This window comes from Streptomyces sp. NPDC006872 (genome assembly GCF_040635845.1).
Lineage (GTDB): Bacteria > Actinomycetota > Actinomycetes > Streptomycetales > Streptomycetaceae > Streptomyces.
On the sequence record NZ_JBEYIL010000007.1, the window covers coordinates 338126 to 356292 of the forward strand.

Annotated in this window: 15 protein-coding genes and 1 pseudogene; 5 read left to right on the forward strand and 11 right to left on the reverse strand. The window is 71.1% G+C overall.

Features of this window, described 5'->3' with window-relative positions; all coding sequences use genetic code 11:
• Nucleotides 1-11: 11 nt before the first annotated feature.
• Nucleotides 12-1019: an ornithine carbamoyltransferase gene (gene argF / locus ABZ725_RS22640; RefSeq protein WP_358804390.1), complete on the reverse strand. Its 1008-nt coding sequence runs from the start codon at nt 1017-1019 to the stop codon at nt 12-14.
• A 157-nt stretch (nt 1020-1176) separates the two neighbouring features.
• Nucleotides 1177-2400: an arginine deiminase gene (locus tag ABZ725_RS22645; protein ID WP_358804391.1), complete on the reverse strand. Its 1224-nt coding sequence runs from the start codon at nt 2398-2400 to the stop codon at nt 1177-1179.
• 222 nt (nt 2401-2622) lie between these two features.
• On the opposite strand from ABZ725_RS22645, the gene ABZ725_RS22650 reads away from it, so the two are divergent.
• Complete coding sequence (locus ABZ725_RS22650; protein ID WP_358804392.1) at nt 2623-3792, forward strand: SPFH domain-containing protein; 1170 nt, start codon at nt 2623-2625, stop codon at nt 3790-3792.
• Complete coding sequence (locus ABZ725_RS22655; protein ID WP_358804393.1) at nt 3789-4706, forward strand: hypothetical protein; 918 nt, start codon at nt 3789-3791, stop codon at nt 4704-4706. Before ABZ725_RS22650 ends, ABZ725_RS22655 begins: the two co-directional genes overlap by 4 nt.
• Nucleotides 4707-4747: 41 nt before the next feature.
• Here the strand turns inward: ABZ725_RS22655 and ABZ725_RS22660 are convergent, their stop codons facing one another.
• The 4 genes from ABZ725_RS22660 to ABZ725_RS22675 form a co-directional block, all read right to left on the reverse strand.
• On the reverse strand, nt 4748-7306 hold the full coding sequence (locus ABZ725_RS22660; RefSeq protein WP_358804394.1) for a polynucleotide kinase-phosphatase: 2559 nt from the start codon (nt 7304-7306) through the stop codon (nt 4748-4750).
• Entirely contained in the window at nt 7303-8826 is a 1524-nt protein-coding gene (locus tag ABZ725_RS22665; protein WP_358804395.1) for a 3' terminal RNA ribose 2'-O-methyltransferase Hen1, read from the reverse strand. The genes ABZ725_RS22660 and ABZ725_RS22665 overlap by 4 nt, the downstream gene beginning before the upstream one ends.
• Before the next feature lie 182 nt (nt 8827-9008).
• Nucleotides 9009-10022: a DUF4232 domain-containing protein gene (locus tag ABZ725_RS22670; protein ID WP_358804396.1), complete on the reverse strand. Its 1014-nt coding sequence runs from the start codon at nt 10020-10022 to the stop codon at nt 9009-9011.
• 200 nt (nt 10023-10222) lie between these two features.
• Complete coding sequence (locus ABZ725_RS22675; protein ID WP_358804397.1) at nt 10223-11146, reverse strand: LLM class F420-dependent oxidoreductase; 924 nt, start codon at nt 11144-11146, stop codon at nt 10223-10225.
• A gap of 251 nt (nt 11147-11397) precedes the next feature.
• On the opposite strand from ABZ725_RS22675, the gene ABZ725_RS22680 reads away from it, so the two are divergent.
• Nucleotides 11398-11583 (forward strand): hypothetical protein, encoded by a 186-nt coding sequence (locus ABZ725_RS22680; RefSeq protein ID WP_358804398.1) that lies wholly within the window; start codon nt 11398-11400, stop codon nt 11581-11583.
• A gap of 40 nt (nt 11584-11623) precedes the next feature.
• Here the strand turns inward: ABZ725_RS22680 and ABZ725_RS22685 are convergent, their stop codons facing one another.
• The 4 genes from ABZ725_RS22685 to ABZ725_RS22700 all read right to left on the reverse strand — a co-directional run bounded on the left by ABZ725_RS22685 (nt 11624) and on the right by ABZ725_RS22700 (nt 14803).
• Nucleotides 11624-12103, reverse strand: a complete 480-nt coding sequence (locus ABZ725_RS22685; protein WP_358804399.1) for a DUF6099 family protein — start codon at nt 12101-12103, stop codon at nt 11624-11626.
• Nucleotides 12104-12336: 233 nt separating this feature from the next.
• The gene (locus ABZ725_RS22690; RefSeq protein ID WP_319343301.1) at nt 12337-12666 is read right to left on the reverse strand and encodes a nucleotide pyrophosphohydrolase; all 330 of its coding nucleotides are present in this window, start codon (nt 12664-12666) and stop codon (nt 12337-12339) included.
• Nucleotides 12663-13982 (reverse strand): ATP-binding protein, encoded by a 1320-nt coding sequence (locus ABZ725_RS22695; protein ID WP_358804400.1) that lies wholly within the window; start codon nt 13980-13982, stop codon nt 12663-12665. Before ABZ725_RS22695 ends, ABZ725_RS22690 begins: the two co-directional genes overlap by 4 nt.
• A gap of 425 nt (nt 13983-14407) precedes the next feature.
• Entirely contained in the window at nt 14408-14803 is a 396-nt protein-coding gene (locus ABZ725_RS22700) for a cell division protein SepF (RefSeq protein ID WP_358804401.1), read from the reverse strand.
• A 240-nt stretch (nt 14804-15043) separates the two neighbouring features.
• On the opposite strand from ABZ725_RS22700, the gene ABZ725_RS22705 reads away from it, so the two are divergent.
• The gene (locus ABZ725_RS22705) at nt 15044-16774 is read left to right on the forward strand and encodes a hypothetical protein (protein WP_358804537.1); all 1731 of its coding nucleotides are present in this window, start codon (nt 15044-15046) and stop codon (nt 16772-16774) included.
• A gap of 73 nt (nt 16775-16847) precedes the next feature.
• Here the strand turns inward: ABZ725_RS22705 and ABZ725_RS22710 are convergent, their stop codons facing one another.
• The gene (locus ABZ725_RS22710) at nt 16848-17366 is read right to left on the reverse strand and encodes a YceI family protein (RefSeq protein ID WP_358804402.1); all 519 of its coding nucleotides are present in this window, start codon (nt 17364-17366) and stop codon (nt 16848-16850) included.
• Between the two features lie 163 nt (nt 17367-17529).
• On the opposite strand from ABZ725_RS22710, the pseudogene ABZ725_RS22715 reads away from it, so the two are divergent.
• Nucleotides 17530-18009, forward strand: a pseudogene (locus ABZ725_RS22715) (MarR family transcriptional regulator); the annotation flags it as partial.
• Nucleotides 18010-18167 lie beyond the last annotated feature (158 nt).

Sequence of the window (18167 nt, forward strand, 5' to 3'; positions counted from 1 at the left end):
CCGGAGCGCGGTCAGGCGAGGGTGGCGACCAGTACGGCCTTGATCGTGTGCAGACGGTTCTCCGCCTCGTCGAAGACGACCGAGTGAGCCGACTCGAAGACCTCGTCCGTCACCTCCAGTGAGTCCAGGCCGTGGCGCTCGTGGATCTCCTGGCCGACCTTGGTGTCGAGGTCGTGGAAGGCCGGGAGGCAGTGCATGAACTTGACCTCGGGGTTTCCGGTGGCGCGCAGGACGTCCATGGTCACCGCATAGGGGCCGAGGGCGGCGATCCGCTCGTCCCAGACCTCCTTGGGCTCGCCCATGGAGACCCATACGTCGGTGGCGACGAAGTCGGCGCCGAGCACGCCCTCCGCCAACGACTCGGTGAGCGTGACACGGGCCCCACTGGTCGCGGCGAGCTCACGGGCCCGGTCGGCGACCTCCTGGGCCGGCCAGTAGGCCTTCGGGGCGACGATCCGGACGTCCATGCCGAGCAGGGCGCCGGTGACCAGGTAGGAGTTGCCCATGTTGAAGCGGGCGTCGCCGAGGTAGGCGAAAGCAATGCTCGTAAGCGGTTTCGCGCAATGCTCGACCATGGTCAGCACGTCGGCGAGCATCTGGGTGGGGTGCCAGTCGTCGGTGAGACCGTTGAAGACGGGGACGCCCGCGTGCGCGGCGAGCTCCTCGACCTTCCGCTGACTGTCCCCGCGGTACTCGATGCCGTCGTACATCCGGCCCAGCACGCGCGCGGTGTCCTTCACGGACTCCTTGTGGCCGATCTGCGAGCCCGAGGGGTCGAGGTACGTGGTGGAGGCACCCTGGTCGGCGGCGGCGACCTCGAACGCGCAGCGGGTGCGCGTCGAGGTCTTCTCGAAGATCAGCGCGATGTTCTTCCGGCTCAGGTGCTGGACCTCGGTCCCGGCCTTCTTGGCGGCCTTCAGCTCGGCGGCCAGTTCGATCAGGCCGCGGAACTCCTCCTCGGTGAAGTCCAGCTCCTTGAGGAAGTGGCGGCCGGCGAGGGCGGTCGGGACTGTCGCCATGGGGGCGCTCCAGAAGTGCGGTGACGAAATGCAGTGCGAGGTGACGGTGACTGCAGTGACGGGGACACTCGGAAGTCTATACGAAACTCAGCATTTTTATACAGACACATGTACGCAAGGCACCTGTACGTACAGACACCCCTTCACACCCCTTCGCCTACACCGCGCTCCGCTCGACCGGACAGCTCATACAGCGCGGCCCGCCCCGCCCCCGACCCAGCTCGCTGCCCGGGATCTCGATCACCTCGACGCCCTGTTTGCGCAGGTGGGTGTTGGTGGTGACATTGCGCTCGTAAGCGATTACGACACCTGGTTCCACGGCGAGGACGTTGCAGCCGTCGTCCCACTGCTCTCGCTCGGCCGCATGGACGTCCTGGGTGGCGGTGAGCACACGGATCTCACTGAGACCGAGGGCTGCGGCGATCGCACGGTGCATGTGCTCCGGCGGATGGTCGGTGACCTTCAGCTCCTTCTCGGCCACGCCCGGTTCGATGGTGTACGAGCGGAGCATGCCGAGGCCCGCGTACTGGGTGAAGACGTCGGCGTCGACCATCGTCATCACGGTGTCGAGGTGCATGAAGGCGCGCCGCTTGGGCATGTCGAGGGCCACGATGCTCTCGGCGGAGCCCGCGGCGAACAGCTTGTGGGCGAGCATCTCGACGGCCTGCGGGGTGGTGCGCTCGCTCATGCCGATCAGTACGGCGCCGTTGCCGATGACGAGGACGTCGCCGCCCTCGATGGTGGACGGATAGTCGGCCTGCCCCTCTGACCACACGCGGAACGTTTCGCCGCGGAAGAGGGGGTGATGCCGGTAGATCGCCTCGAAGTGGACGGTCTCGCGCTGTCTGGCCGGCCAGCGCATGGCGTTGATGGCGACGCCGTCGTAGATCCAGGCGGAGGTGTCACGGGTGAAGAGGTGATTGGGGAGGGGGTCGAGGAGGAAGTCGTCGAGGTCCATGACATGGAAGCGCACGGAGGTCGGCTCGGGATGCGCTTCCAGAAACTCCCGCTTGGTCATGCCGCCGACGAGGGCCTCCACCAACTCCGGAGCGGGGAGGGCCTCGAATGCGGCGCGGAGGTGGTCGGTGGCCAGCACTCCGTACTCCTTCTCGTCGAAGACGCGGTCCAGGACGAGCGCTCTGGCCACCGGGATCTCCAGGGCCTCGGTGAGCAGATCGCCGAAGAGGTGGACGGCTACGCCGCGGTCGCGCAACACGTCGGCGAACCCGTCGTGCTCGGCGCGCGCCCGGCGCACCCACAGCACGTCGTCGAAGAGAAGGGCGTCCTTGTTGCTGGGGGTGAGCCTTTTGAGCTCGAGATCCGGCCGGTGCAGGATGACGCGGCGCAGCCGCCCGGCCTCGGAGTCGACATGGAATCCCATGTCTCCATCCTGACCATCGGAGACCGCATTCACCCGCTCTCGGACCGTTTCCGCACAGCCTTGTTTCCGAGCCCGTTTCCGAGCCCGTTTCCGAGACCGCTTCCGAGTCCGTTTCCGGGCTTGCCCCACTCCTCCTTCTCGTCCCCTTGACGACAATGGACACTCTGACTATCGTCTTCTTATCGTCGTAGTGACGAAAAACGGGAACGAGGGGGTCCTTTCATGGCCGACATCACCCGGCGCCTGGGCTGGCGCCATCTGCGCGGCGCTCCGACGGCACACGTGCGCCACCACCGCTCGGGCAAGCTGGTGCACGACGGGCCGGGGCTGAGCTTCTGGTTCCGCTCACTGAGCGCCGCGCTCTCCGAAGTGCCGGTCGACGACCGCGAGTTGGCCATGACCTTCCACGCCCGCACGGTCGACTTCCAGGATGTGACGGTGCAGGCGACCGTGACCTACCGGATCAGCGATCCGGCCGTGGCCGCCGCCCGCCTCGACTTCTCCATAGACCCGGACACCGGGGTGTGGCGCAGCGCTCCCCTGGAGCAACTCGCCACCCTGCTGACCGAGACGGCACAGCAGCACGCGCTGGACGTCCTCGCGCGTACATCGCTGTCGTCCGCGCTGGTGGACGGTGTGACGGCGGTCCGGGAACGGGTCGCGGCGGGGCTGGCGGCGGAGCCGCGGCTGCCGTCCACCGGCATCGAGATCGTCGCCGTCCGGGTCGTCGCACTGCGTCCGGAGCCGGAGGTGGAGCGGGCGCTGCGCACGCCGGCCCGGGAGCAGATCCAGCAGGAGGCCGACCGGGCGACGTACGAACGGCGGGCGGTGGCGGTCGAGCGGGAACGGACGATCGCCGAGAACGAACTGGCCAGCAAGATCGAACTGGCCCGTCGTGAGGAGCAGTTGGTCGAGCAGCGCGGTACGAACACCCGCCGTGAGGCGGAGGAGAATGCCGCCGCGGACAAGGTGCGGGCCGAGGCGGAGGCGAGTCGGAGCGTACGCCTCGCGGAGGCCGAGGCCACGCGGGCGGTGAAGCTGGCGGAGGCGGAGGCCTCGAAGCAGGTACGGCTGGGGGACGCCGAGGCGCAGCGCACGGAGCGGCTGGCCCAGGCCGAGGCGGCCCGTACGGTCCGGCTCGCGGAGGCCGAGGCGGCCCGCTCGGTCCAGCTCGCCCGTGCCGAGGCCGAGGCGGCGCGCGAGGTCGGCGAGGCGCGGGCCCAGGCGCAGGCGGCCTGGCTGCGGGTGCACGGGGACGTCGACGTGGCGACCCTGCACGCCCTCACCGGGACGCGGCTCGCGGAGAACCTGCCGCACATCGACAGCGTGACGATCTCGCCGGACGTCCTGACCGGGCTGCTGTCGAGGCTCGGCGGCGGGGACCGGGAATGAGTCTCGCCCCGCGGGCCGTGCTGGTCCATCGCACCACGGAGTACGAGGAGTTGGTGGCCCGGCACGGCACGCACGGCCAGGCCGCCTTCTTCCTCTCCTCGCGGGGCCGGGACATCGAGGAGGTCGCCGAGCGCCACCGTCGCACGAGGCGGGCGCTGGCGGAGGTGACGGCCGCGATTCCTTTGACATGGCGTCAGACCAGGCTGGAGCGAGCGGACTTGGACCGCTTTCTCTTCGCGCCCGAGGACGTGGTCGTCGTGGTCGGCCAGGACGGACTCGTGGCCAACGTCGCCAAGTACCTTGCCGGACAGCCGGTGGTGGGCATCGACACGGACCCCGGCCGCAATCCGGGCGTCCTGGTCCGCCATCGACCGGGGGACGCCCGGGTGCTCCTGCCCTCCGTGCTCGCGGCCGGCACCGGCATGACCGAGCTGACCATGGTCGAGGCGGTCGCCGACGACACGCAGCGGCTGCTGGCCCTCAACGAGATCTATCTGGGCGCCCCCGGCCACCAGACCGCCCGCTACCGCCTGGGCCTCGACGACGACAGGGGTGCCGTCGAGGCCCAGGCATCCTCCGGGGTGCTGGTGGGCACGGGCACGGGGGCGACCGGCTGGATCCGGTCGGTGTGGCAGGAGCGGGGCGGCGGCGCCAGGGGCGACGGCGGGCTGCGGCTGCCGGGGCCGACGGAGGAACGGCTGGTGTGGTTCGTGCGGGAGGCGTGGCCGTCGCCCGCGACCGGTACCTCGCTGGTCGCGGGCGAGTTGGCGGCCGGTGGACGGCTGACCCTCACCGTCGAGTCGGAGCGGCTCATCGCCTTCGGGGACGGTATCGAGAGCGACGCGGTGGAACTCACATGGGGGCAGACGGTGCGGGTGGGGAGGGCGGGGACGGCCCTGCGGCTGGCCGGCTGAAGCCGTCCTCCCCGCGCTACCGGGATCGGTACCGATCCCGGTCACAACCTGGGGTCGACCGGTTCCGACTCCAGGGCCAGTACCCCGAACACCGCCTCGTGGACCCGCCACAGCGGCTCGCCCTCCGCCAGCCGGGCCAGTGCCTCCAGGCCGAGCGCGTACTCGCGGATCGCGAGCGAGCGCTTGTGGTTGAGGAAGCGGCCGCGCAGGCGGGTGAGATTGTCGGGGCGGGTGTACTCCGGGCCGTAGATGATCCGGAGGTACTCCCGGCCCCGGCACTTGATGCCGGGCTGGACCAGTCGGCCCTCCGCGCTGCGTACCAGCGCGCCCAGCGGCTTGACGACCATGCCCTCGCCGCCCCGGCCGGTCATCTCCAGCCACCAGTCGACGCCGGCCCGGACCGACTCGGGGTCGGCCGTGTCGACGTACAGCCGCCGGGTGGTCTGCAGCAGGCCGGTCGGGTCGTGCTCCACCAGCCGGTCCAGCAGGGCCAGTTGGCCGTCGTGGGGCAGGTCCGCGAGGCTGCGGCCCTGGACCGCGAGGATCTGGAACGGGGCCAGGCGTACGCCGTCCAGGCCGTCCGTGGTCCAGCAGTAGCGCCGGTAGGCATCGGTGAACGCCGTTGCCGCCTCGGCCCGTTCACGCTGGCGCGCGAGCAGGTCGGACACGTCGACGCCACGGTCGGCCGCGCCCTGGAGTGCGGCCAGTGCGCCCGGGAACACCGCCCCGGACGCGGCGCCGACGGCCGCGTACTGCGACCGCAGCAGACCGGCGGCCTTGAGCGACCAGGGCATCAGCTCGGCGTCCAACAGCAGCCAGTCCGTGTCGAGTTCGTCCCAGAGACCGGCCTCGCCGACCGCCTTTCGCACCCGGTCGAGGATCTCGTCCGTCATCGACTCGTCGTCGAAGAACGGGCGGCCCGTGCGGGTGTACAGGGAGCCGGTCGGGCCGTCCACGCCGAACCGCTTACGCGCTGTTTCCGCGTCGCGGCAGACCAGGGCCACCGCCCGCGAGCCCATGTGCTTCTCCTCGCACACGACCCGTGCGACACCGTCCGCGGCGTACTGCGCGAACGCCTCCGCCGGGTGCTCCAGGTAGCCCTCGACGTGCGAGGTGGCCGTGGGGGCCATCGTCGGCGGGAGGTACGGCAGCAGGCGCGGGTCCACCGCGAAGCGGCTCATCACCTCCAGGGCCGCGGCCGCGTTCTCCTCACGGATCGAGACACGGTTCTGTCCTTCGTAACGGGTTTCGACGATGCGTCGGCCGTTGACGTCCGCCAGGTCCAGCGGACGGCCGTCGTGTCCGCCCGGCGCCTCCGTCTTCAGCGGCCTCGCCGGCTCGTACCAGACCTGCTGCGCCGGTACGTCGACCAGCTCGCGCTCGGGCCAGCGCAGCGCGGTCAGCTTGCCGCCGAAGACGGCGCCGGTGTCGAGGCAGATGGTGTTGTTCAGCCAGGTGGCCTCGGGGACCGGGGTGTGGCCGTAGACGACGGCCGCCCGGCCCCGGTAGTCCTCCGCCCACGGGTAGCGCACCGGCAGGCCGAACTCGTCGGTCTCACCGGTGGTGTCGCCGTAGAGCGCGTGCGAGCGGACCCGGCCGGAGGTGCGGCCGTGGTATTTCTCCGGCAGACCGGCGTGGCAGACCACCAGCTTGCCGCCGTCGAGGACGTAGTGGCTGACCAGTCCGTCGATGAACTCGCGCACCTCGGCGCGGAACTCATCGGTCTGCGTCTCCATCTGCTCGATGGTCTCGGCGAGGCCGTGGGTGTGCTGGACCTTGCGGCCCTTGAGGTGACGGCCGTACTTGTTCTCGTGGTTGCCGGGGACGCAGAGGGCGTTGCCGGACCGGACCATCGACATCACGCGGCGCAGGACGCCCGGGCTGTCCGGGCCCCGGTCGACCAGGTCGCCGACGAAGACGGCCTGGCGGCCCTCCGGGTGCGCGCCGTCGACATAGCCCAACTTGCCCAGCAGGGACTCCAGTTCGACGGCGCAGCCGTGGATGTCGCCGATGATGTCGAAGGGGCCGGTGAGGTGGGTCAGGTCGTTGAAGCGCTTCTCGGTGACGATCGAGGCGTTCTCGACGTCCTCGACGCCCCGCAGGACGTGCACCTTGCGGAAGCCTTCGCGCTCCAAGTGGCGCAGGGATCGACGGAGTTCGCGGGTGTGGCGCTGGATGACCCGGCGGGGCATGTCGGCGCGGTCGCTGCGGCCCGCGTTGCGTTCGGCGCACACCTCCTCCGGCACGTCCAGCACGATGGCGATGGGCAGCACGTCGTGGCTCTTCGCCAGGTCGACGAGTTGGCGGCGGGCGTCCTGCTGCACGCTGGTCGCGTCGACCACCGTGCGCCGACCGGCCGCGAGCCGCTTGCCCGCGATGTAGTGCAGGACGTCGAAGGCGTCCCGGGTCGCGCTCTGGTCGTTCTCGTCGTCGGAGACCAGACCTCGGCAGAAGTCGGAGGAGATGACCTCGGTGGGCTTGAAGTGCCGGCGAGCGAAGGTGGACTTGCCGGATCCGGACGCGCCGATGAGCACGACGAGGGAGAGGTCGGTGACGGGCAGCACGCGGCCCTGCTTCATGGAAACCTGATTCTCGGTCATGCTGCCTTCGCCTCCTTCTCGTTCGTGGACTTCGCGGAATTCGTGGACGGGGTGGGACGAGCGGACTTCGTGGAGTTCGGGGGCTGCATCTGGAACACGGCCATCTGGGTGGGCGGACCGACCTCCGGGTCGTCGAGGCCCACGGGGACGAACTCGACGTCGTAGCCGTACCGTTCGGCCACGTCGGACGCCCAGCCGCGGAACTCCTCTCGGGTCCACTCGAAGCGGTGGTCGCCGTGCCGGACGTGGCCGGCCGGGAGGCTCTCCCAGCGCACGTTGTACTCGACGTTCGGGGTCGTCACGAGGACGGTCCTCGGACGGGCCGAGCCGAACACCGTGTACTCCAGGGCGGGCAGCCGCGGCAGGTCGACGTGTTCGACGACCTCGCTGAGGACGGCGGCGTCGTAGCCCTTGAGTCGGGTGTCGGTGTAGGCAAGCGAGCCCTGGAGGAGCTGGACGCGGGAGGCCTGTCGCTCCCCCATGCGGTCCAGCTTCAGGCGGCGGGAGGCGATGGTGAGGGCGCGCATCGAGACGTCGACGCCGACGATCTCGGTGAAGCGCGGGTCCTTCAGCAGCGCCTGCACCAACTGGCCCTGGCCGCAGCCGAGGTCCAGGACGCGGGCGGCCCCGGACTCGGTCAGCGCCGTGACGATCGCCTCACGGCGCAGCACGGCCAGCGGGGTCGGGCGCTCCTCCGTCTCGGCCTCCGCCGCGACCGCGTTGTCGATCTCCTCGACCTCGCTGTCGTCGGCCTCGGCGAGCCGGACCAGCTCCAGCCGCTCCATCGCCTCCCGGGTCAGTGACCAGCGGCGGGACAGGTAACGGCTTGTGATCAGTTTCTGCTGGGGGTGGTCGGGCAGCCAGCCCTCACCGGCGCGCAGCAGCTTGTCGACCTCGTCGGAGGAGACCCAGTAGTGCTTGGCGTCGTCGAGGACGGGCAGCAGGACGTACAGGTGACGCAGAGCCTCGGCGAGAGTGAGGGTCTGCGACTCCAGGACCAGGCTCACGTACCGCGAGTCGCCCCACTGGGGGAACTCCGTGTCCAGGGCCACCGGTTCGGCGCTCACCGTCCAGCCGAGCGGCTCGAAGAGGGAGCGTACGAGGTCGGGGCCGCCGCGGGCGGGCAGTGCGGGCACCTCTACGCGCAACGGCCGCGCCTGTGCGGGGAGTTCGGGCTTCGCGGTGCACACCCCTCGCATCGCGCTGGAGAACACGGCGCTGAGCGCGACCGCGAGCAGCGAGGAAGCCGCGTACGGGCGGTCGTTGACGTACTGGGCGAGGGCGGCGTCGGGAGCGCCGCCGCGGCCCTTGCCCTTGCCGCGCCGGACGAGCGCCACGGCATCCACCTCCAGGAGCAGCGCCGCCGTGCAGCGCTCCGCATCGGCCTCTGGGTAGACGACGTGCGCCCGGCCGTATGAGGTGGAGAACGCCTGCGATTTGTCGGGATGCTTGTGCAGCAGGAAGCCCAGGTCGGTCGCGGGGCGTTCGGGGGTGCCTGTGGTGCTGATCGTCAGGAACACGGTGGTTGCCTCGAAGGGTTCGGAAGGAGCGAAAGCGCTGGTCGTGCGCTCGCGCGCCTCTCCAACGTACCGAGAAACGGTGCGCGGGGACGCGGATTTTTTCCTGACTGCCGTACGGCCGCCGTACGGCCGCCGTGCCGCTGCCGTGCCGCTTCCATGCGGCTGCCGTAGCGCTACGGCGGCTACCGATCCGCCCGTTTCCAGGCGCCTACACCCAGTTTCCCGGTGGTGCCGAGGTCGAGGTGGGGAGTGACGATGACGGGTGCGGCGCCGGATTTCGCGCGGACGCGGACGTACGGGACGGTCACGGCGTCGAGACCGGCTTCGGTGGTGTTACGCCAGATCAGGCCGGATACAGCGGTTTCACCGGGTTTCAGGGTGAGCGGGCTGGGCGGGTCGTCGTAACCGGTTCCGGTGGAAATACTGTCGCCGCCCTGGAGGATCTGCACGCCTTCGACCGGGCGGCGGTCCTCGTCCAGGAGGCTCAGTTGTGGGTAGCCGTCGAGGGAGTAGTCCTTCTTGCCGCAGTTCTCCAGATGCAGTCCGACGACGCGCAGGCCCATCGCCGCGTCGCCCTCGTCGGCCGTGAGGCGAATCCCGGAGGACGGGCAGACGTCCGCGTCGGCCGGGGCCTCGGCCGCGGGGACCTTGGTCACCTCGGCGACCTTCGCCGTCGTCACCGGGGAGGCGCCCGGCACGAGCACGCCCAGTTCGACGGTTCCCCGCACGGTCCTGCCCGCTCCGACCGCTCGCACGGTCTCGCGCTTGCTGCTCATGACCTCGCCGCGGCTGGTCGTGAAGGTGAAGAGCACGGTGTACGTCAGCGACTCCGAGCCGTCGTTGGTGATCTCGTAGACGGCGGAGATGCCGGAGTCGCCTGGGCCGGCGGAATCGCCCGAGCCCGTGGGAAGGGGGTCCGCGTGGACGAGACCCAGGGACCGGGACGGGGTGGGGGTGGGGGTGGGGGTGGAGTCGCGGGTCTGGGAGGCGGTGGGGATGGTGACCGAGGTGATCCGTACGCCGTCCACCGGTGGGTCGGTGACCGAGGTCCTGGGCGCCGCGGTCGCCGCGCCGACTCCACCGGTCGTGTCCGCGCGTTCCGTTCCGCAGGCCGTCGCCGCCGAGGCGAGGAGCAGCACGGCGGCGACGGCAGGGAGGACGGGGCGAGCAGGGCCGAAACCACGGGGTCTGCGCATCCGGCCAGCTCATCAGGGCCCGGACGGGCCGACTGTGACGGAAGCCATACCTCCGGTCACAGCCGTGTCACAGATGATCGGCGGCGCGTCGCGGTGAGGGCAACGATGTCTGGACCGGGATGTTCAACCGAACTCGTCTCAGGGACGCCGGCCGACCTCGTCTCAAGACGTCGAACTCGCCTCAAGACGCCGGCCTCGTCTCAGGACAGTTGCGTCTGCACCTGGGCGGAGATCAGTTCCAGGTGGTCCAGGTCGTGCAGGTCGAGGAGCTGGAGGTAGATCCGCCGGGAGCCGACCTCGGCGTAGCGGCCGATCTTGTCGACGACCTCGGCGGGGGAGCCGGCCAGCCCGTTGGTCTTCAGCTCGTCGACCTCGCGGCCGATCGTGGCGGCGCGCCGGGCGAGCTCCTGGTCGTCCTTGCCGACGCAGACGACGAGGGCGTTGGAGAGAGTGATCGCGTCGGCTTCACGGCCGATCTCCTCCGCGGCGGCCCGCACCCGGCCGAACTGGCGTTCACTGTCCTCGACCGAGCCGAAGGGCATGTTGAACTCGTCGGCGAACCGGGCGGCCAGTCGCGGCGTGCGGGTCGCGCCGTTGCCGCCGATCAGCACCGGGATCTTCGCCTGCGCGGGCTTGGGCAGCGCGGGCGAGTCGGTGAGGTCGTAGTACGACCCGTGGAAGTCGAAGGTCTTGCCGAGCTCCGTGGCCCACAGGCCCGTGACGATCTCCAGCTGCTCCTCCAGGCGGCCGATCTTCTCCTTGGGGAAGGGGATGCCGTACGCCGTGTGCTCCTCCTCGAACCAGCCCGCGCCCAGGCCGAGTTCGACGCGTCCGCCGGACATCTGGTCCACCTGCGCGACCTGGATGGCGAGGACGCCGGGCAGCCGGAAGGTGCCGGCCGTCATCAGTGTGCCGAGGCGTATGCGCTTGGTCTCGCGGGCGAGGCCGGCGAGTGTGATCCAGGCGTCGGTGGGGCCCGGGAGCCCGCTGACATCGCCCATCTTCAGATAGTGGTCGGACCGGAAGAAGGCGTCGAACCCGAGGTCCTCGGTGGCCTTGGCCACGGTGAGGAGGGTGTCGTAGGTCGCCCCCTGCTGGGGCTCGGTGAAGATACGAAGATCCATGCCTCCATCCTGCATGCCGTCCACTCCGGCCGCCCCGTCAACCCCACCGGTCCCCCGGCTCCCGCGCCTCCCCGGGCGGGTGAAAAAGGCGCATGCCGTGCGTGGGGGGTTGCCCGGGCCAGTGACCCGCCCTCGCGGTGATCGTTGGCCGGGGCGGAGCCGGACCGCCCGGCGCCCGTGCCCGGCCGGTCAGCGCCGGGACTCACCCGCATCGGCCCTCCTCACGGGGGGCCAGGGCCGAGGAGGCCGTCATGTCCGAAGAGACCGTGCCGCAGCAGGGCGGGGCCTACGCAGCCCAGCCGAAGGGGTTGTTGCAGCAGATGGAGGAGCTGATGGCGGCGTTGAACGCGGATCTGTCGGCGCTGGACGCGGATTTCCAGTCGACCGGGACCGGCGTTCCTCAGCGGACGCCAAGAGACGAGGGCACCGCAATCTGACCGCAAGCGGACACCCTCAGCGCTCCGGCGTCGGCTCGCCTCATCTCTCCGGTACGGCGGCCTCTCTCTGTTCTCGTTCCTCTCTCGCGGTCAGTTTGCGCAGCATTTCCAGGACTCGGTCTCTGGATTCGTCGGCCGCGTCGATGGCCTCCATGCACTTCCAGTACGTGCCCTGGTCGTCCGCCGAGCTGGCCAGGCCGACCAGGGCGATGCCTACCTCGCCCAGCAGACCGCCCAGGTCGATGAGGGCCCGGCGGGCGTCGTCCAGCTCGGTGAGTCGGGCCGCGAGCAGGTCCGTGGGGTCGAGGTCCGGCGCGCCCAGCACACCGCAGCCTCGGCCCGCCAGCTCGGTCAGTCCCAGTGCCTCGCCGCGCAGTTCGGGCGGGCCCGAGACGGCGAGACGACTGCCGATCGCCTGCGCCAGGGCCTGCGCCTGCCACACCTCCGTGAGTATCTCCGTCGCCTGGCTGCTGCCCGCGAGCGCGCGCCTGCTCGTCAGGATGAGCCGCACCGCGTCCATGCGCCGCCCCCGTCTGTCCCGACGTGCTGCTCGCACGTCCGCCCGAACACCCTTGTCCACTACCCAGAGTGAGGGTCTGTGGGGCGAAAAGCCAGAGGAAGACCGAAATCTGTGGACAACAAATCGATTTCGGTCCGCCTATTGACTCCGGAGAGTGAAAACGGATCGTCCGACTCCTGAACGACGGCTCCTGAACGACGGCTCCTGAACCATGGCTCCTGAACGATGTGCCGCTACGGCGCCGGGAATCTGCGCTCGTTGCGGTCGATCTTCGCGTCCAGCGCCGCCAGCGGATCGATCCCGAGCACCTCGCACAGTTGCAGCAGATAGGCGAGCACGTCGGCGACCTCGTCCGTCACCCGGTGGGCGGTGTCGGGGTCGTCCATCACCCGGGCCGACTCCTCCGGCGTCAACCACTGGAAGATCTCGACCAGTTCGGACGCCTCCACGCTCAGCGCGGCGACGAGGTTCTTGGGCGTGTGGAAGGGCTGCCAGTTCCGCGCGGCCGCGAACTCGGCCAGCCTGCGCTGCAGCTTCGCCACGTCGAGGTGTTGTTCTGTCACGACCCCAGGTGTACCACCGTCACTCCGTCCGTCCGGGCGGCGAACGAGCCGTCGCTGACCGCGCCGACGCAGCGGATGTGCCCGCGCTCGGCCATCCGGACCGCCAGTCGCAGCAGTTCGGCGTGCTGCGTCGCGTCGAGGCCCCGGTCGAGGCCGTCGGCGAGCAGGGTGAGGGTCTGCATCGCGGCGGGCACCTCGCCGGCCGGGTCCACGTCGAGGACGCCCGGGCCGGTGAGCAGCACCAGCGCGAGGGCCACGTAGCGCAGTTCGCCGTATCCCAGCCGGGCGAGTTCCGTGCCGGTGCCGTCGGCCCGGTGGAGCAGCGCGCGGACCGTGCCGTCGGTCAGCGGCTCGGCGCGCAGGTCCACGACCGGGCCGGCGGGCCGGGCGGATCCGCCGGAGCCGGCGGCCAGCGCGGCCACCAGTTGCGCGTGCCGCCGTCCGCACTCCTCGCGGGTGCGCCAGAGCACGTCGGCGAGGTTGTCGCAGCCGGCGAGCAGTCGGCCGGTGCCGGTGGGGACTGGGGCACCCATCCAGTCGGGCTGCGGATCGCAGGCGAACACGGACCGCAGGGCGACCACCATCTGTTCGGCGGCGGCGAGCACCTGCCGCTGTCCGTCGGTCTTGCCGGCCACGCGCAGCGGCAGCAGCGCGGTGCCGAGCCGGTCGTCGGGCAGCGGAGCGCGGGTCACCGGGGAGGGGCCGCCCGTGTGCCAGGCGGCCTGCACCGAGCGCCGTCCGGGATCGCGCAGGGCCGTCTCCAGCAGCACGACGCCTCCCGCGCTCAGCCGCTCCCCCACGATGCGCAGCTCGGGTTCGGCCTGTACGGCGACGTCGAGCCGGACCGGCCCGCCGGGTCCGTCCGCCGTGCACCCGATACGGAACCCCCGGCGGCGCTGGGCGTCGGGCCGCGCGCCCTGAGGCACACAGGCGACCGGATCGGCGAACACCTCACCGAGCGGGGCCCCGCCCCCGAGCCGCGCCAACGCCTCGTACGCCCGCAGCGCGCTGCTCTTGCCGCTCCCGCTGGCACCGACGAACAGCGTGACGGCGCCCAGGGAGAACCGGGCACGCAGGTGCGCCGCGAAGGCGGAGAGCCGCAGTTCGGTGACGCAGGGCCGGACGTACCGCAGCTGCGCGGGCGTCGCGCGGGGCACGCCGGCCGCGGGCGAGGCCCGTTGTTCCTCCACGGAGGCCGCCTGGGCGGGCACGGTGGGCGAGGCGGGCACGGTGGGCGAGGCGTCCCCGGGCGGCGCGCCGTCGGGCGTGGTGGGGGGTTGGGGTAAGGGCGCGGAAGAGGCGAACGGCGAGGGCATATCCGGACCGTAGGACTCCGCCGCCAGCCGAACCGTTCCGCCCGGGCAAGCTTCCTACGATCGGGCGACCAGGACGAGCCGGTCCCTTGGCCAACGGGTCGCGGAGAGCCGTCCGCGACGAACGGACCAGGACGGGTCGGCCCCGACGAGCCGGCCCACGACGAGCCCGCCTCAGCGAACCGGTCACGGCGGCCGCCCACCGCGGCGACGCGCGGCGATCTCGCACGCCAGCCGGTCCCGGCGAACCGACCGCGCCAGTCGGCCGGTCCCGGCGTACCCGGCGCGCCGAGCCGGTCGCGCTGCCTGCCCAGCGGCGGTCCGACGCCCGTCCTGTGCCGGCCCGATGCCGGCCCGATGACGCACCGACGCCGGCCCGGCGGCAGTCCGGCCGGGAACGTCGCCCGCAGCCCCGCCGCCCCGCTGCCTCAGACCCTCGGAGCCCCCGCCCCCTCCATGATCCCGCTCACCTCTGTGCCCGGTGGGGTCAGCAGGAAGACGTTGCGGTCGACCCGGTGCATACCGCTGGCCAGGCCGAAGACGACTCCGGTGGAGAAGTCCAGGACTCGCTTGGCGGTGTCGGTCTCCGCGCCCGTCAGGTCGAGCAGCACCGGGATGCCCGCCATCAGTGTCTCGGCGACCTCGCGGGCGTCCGCGAAGACGTTGACCCGCAGCACGACGAAGCGGCGCCGACTCTCCGTCTCGTCGGCGGGCAGCGAGCGATGGTCCACCGCCGACGGCCACGCGTCCCGGCCGCGCAACGGAACTACCTGAGCGAGCCCTTCCCACTGTTCATCGGTGACGTCGTAACGGTTCACCGGCACCCCCCGAACTGACTCGCCTTCAATGCCTGCACCAGCCAATTCTTACGCCAAGTCACCCGTTCGGCCCAACAGCGACACGGACCGCCACCGCTTCGGATGTCGCGCAGTCGTCTCTTACCCCCGCCACACCGGAATCTTCACGTCCGAGCGCACCTCGTTCACCAGCCCCGATTACGTTGCGAAACCGTGTACTTGGCAGAAGCACCGCTGGTGACACCCGACCGAAAGCCGGCCCCGGCGGTGTCCGCCGGCGACGGACCTCCCGAGCAGTGGCATCGCGTCCTGACGCTGCTCGCCGCCGTCAGCCTCTTCATCGGCACCCGCACGATCTGGTCGCAGGCGGCCGGTCACCGCCTCGCCGTGGCCGCGGTCATATCGGTCTGTTACGCGTCGATCCTCGTCTGCGGTGTGCTCGCCCTGGTGGTCCGGCGGGGTCGCGCACTGGCCCGCGTCGACCTGTGTGTGCTGGCGACCGGTGTGACGCTCGTGCTGTGCGCGTGGGCGATGAACCACAAGGGCGGCGACGAAGCGGTCCTCACCACCCAGGCCGCCCGGGCGCTCGTCGCGGGCGACCCCGTCTACGGACAGCCCTGGCCCTGGCTCTTCGGCCACGGCATCGCGCTCACCCCGACGATGGACGGCGGCTACGACTACACGTACGGCTATCCCCCGCTGGCCCCGCTGCTGACCGCGCCGCTGCTGTGGATCGGGCACGGCGGCGCCCCGGCGACGGCGATGGCCACCGGCGCGCTCGTCGTCGGCGCCGTGGTGCTGTGGCGGATGCTGCCGACGCCGTGGCGGCCGGCGGCGACGATGGCGTGCCTCGGCTTCTCGTTCCTGCCGATGTACGGACGGCAGGGCTACCCGGCGATCCTGGCGCTGGCGCTGCTGATCCCCGTGACGGTGCGCTGGCCTCGGATCGGGCGGGGCGGGCGGCTCGGCGGGGCCGGGATCGCGCGGGCCGCGTGCCTGGGCGCGGCGTGCGCCGCACAGCAGCTTCCCTGGTTCGTGACGCCGTTCCTGCTGGCAGGGCTCTACGCGGTGCGCCGCGGTGAGCTGGGCCCACGGGGCGCGGCGGGCGTGCTCCTGCGCCTCGCCGGGGTCGCCGGCACCGTATGGCTGCTGATCAACACGTACTTCATCGTGCGGGAGCCCGGGACCTGGCTCGGCGGGATCGCGCTGCCGCTCACCCAGGGCGCGGTGATCCATGGCCAGGGCCTGGTGGGCATCTCGCTGTACCTCACGGACGGCAGCGACCGGCTCGACTGGTACGGCCACGCGAGCATGCTGCTCGCGGCGGGGCTGCTGGCGCTGTTCGTGCTGTTCGTGCGGCGGCTCGGTCCGGCGGCCGCCGTGCTGCCCTGGTGTGCCTTCTTCCTGGCGACACGCTCGCAGGACGGTTACTACCTGATGATGACGCCGCTGTGGCTGGCGGCCGCGGTCACCGCGCCCCTGTCGGAGTTCGCCGGGGCCTGGCAGCCGCGCCCTCGGTGGTCGGCGGGCGCGCGTCGGCGTCCGGCGCGGATCGCCGCGGCCGTGCTGGTCGTCGTCCCGGCCCTGGCGAGCGCGACGGCGGCGGCGACGGGGACACCCCCGCTGGACATGCGCATCACGTCGGTCCGGCATGCCACGTCGCCCACCGCACAGACCACCGCGACGACCACCGCGTCAACTGCCGTGGCGTCGATGACACTTCGGGTGGAGAACACCGGTGACAGCGACCTCGCGCCCCACTTCACGCTCACCACCGGCCAGGGCATGGACTCGTACTGGACGATCGCGAAGGGCCCCCGCATCCTCTCCGCCCACACCACGGCCGTCTATGAACTCCGGCCGCCCGCAGGGGTGTTCCGCCTGCCTCGCCCGGGTGTGCGGATCAGGCTGCGGGCCTTCACGGCGACGCCGCAGACGCTGTCGAGTGCGGACGTGGGGCCTGCGCTGCGCGCGGCGTCACGTACGCCGTCTCGCTGACTGGCTGACTGGCTGACTGGCTGACTGTGCGTCTGCGTCAAGTAACAGTCACCGCATACGAAGTGACCGGCCGTCAGGCAGTCGTGGCGCGCGTGAAGCGGAGCGTGGTGGTGACGGTGGTCAGACCGCGGATCATGCCCATCTGGTTCCAGCCCAGGCCGAACTGGTCGCGGTCCACGGTGAATTCGGCGTCCAGGGTGACCGCGTCGGAGTCCGCCTGGGTCAGTCGCGCGGTGAAGGACTGCGGTCGGCTGATGCCGCGCACGGTCAGCTGACCGGACACCTTCACGGCCCTGTCGGCGCCGAGCTCGGCGGTGCGCACCGCGAAGGTGATCTCGGGGTGGTTGTCGGCGTCGAAGAAGTCCGCGCCGCGCAGATGCGTGTCCCGCTTGGCGTTCTTCGTGTCGAGGGAGGCCGCGTCCAGGGTCAGCGTGCCGGTGGCGGCCCCGTCGGCTCCCACCTCGCCCGCGCCGCCGACGCCGGTGAACACGCCCTTGACGGTGACCAGGCCCCACATCGTCTTGTGCTTCAGGGCGACGGTCGAGGCGCCCGCGTCGAGCTTCCACAGTCCGGTTTCGACGGCGACGGTCATGGCGGTTCTCCTTGGTGGTGCGATCAGTGATGCGATCAGTGATGCGATCAATGGTCCAAATTTGGATGACACTGCTGAAGGACCACGCTAGCCGGTAATCCAAATCTGAACAACCAAATCTCGCAAGGTCATGCAAATTTGGACTACGGATACACTCGGAGCTATGGCAGACCCCGCAGACACCCCCGTCGAGCTGCCCCCTTGCCCGTCCGCGCAGAGTGCGGGCACCGGCCTGCTGCCACCCGAGCTGCGCGGCTGGATGCTGCTGCTGGCCGCGACGGGGGCGGTGGAGCAGCGGCTGCGTTCGGTGGTCAAGGAGCGGCTGGACGTCTCGCACGACGAGTTCCTGATCCTGTGCCTGCTGGCGGAGCAGCCCCGGGAGGGCCTGCGCATGACCCGCGTCGCGGAGCTGCTGGGCCGCCCCAAGACCCGTCTGACCTACCAGATCGCCTGCCTTCAGCACGCCGGTCTCGTCACTCGTAAGGCGGTCTGCGGCGACAAGCGCGGCGTCGAGGTCGCCCTCACGGACAAGGCCCGCCGTCTGCTGCGGGAGGCGTCCGGCGCGCTCGCCGAGACGGTCACCGAGGCGCTGGCCCACGTCATGGGCCCCGAGCAGTGCGCCGCCCTGAGCGGTCTGCTGCCGGGCGCGACCACGGAAGCGGAGCCCGGACCGGGCGCGGAGGCCGAACCGAGCGCGGAGCCCGAGCCGGGCGCAGGAGCCGAACCGGGCGCAGGAGCCGAACCGGACGCGGCGGCCGAGCCGCAGCGCGAGCCGCTGACACCGCCGCAGCCGCAGCCCGC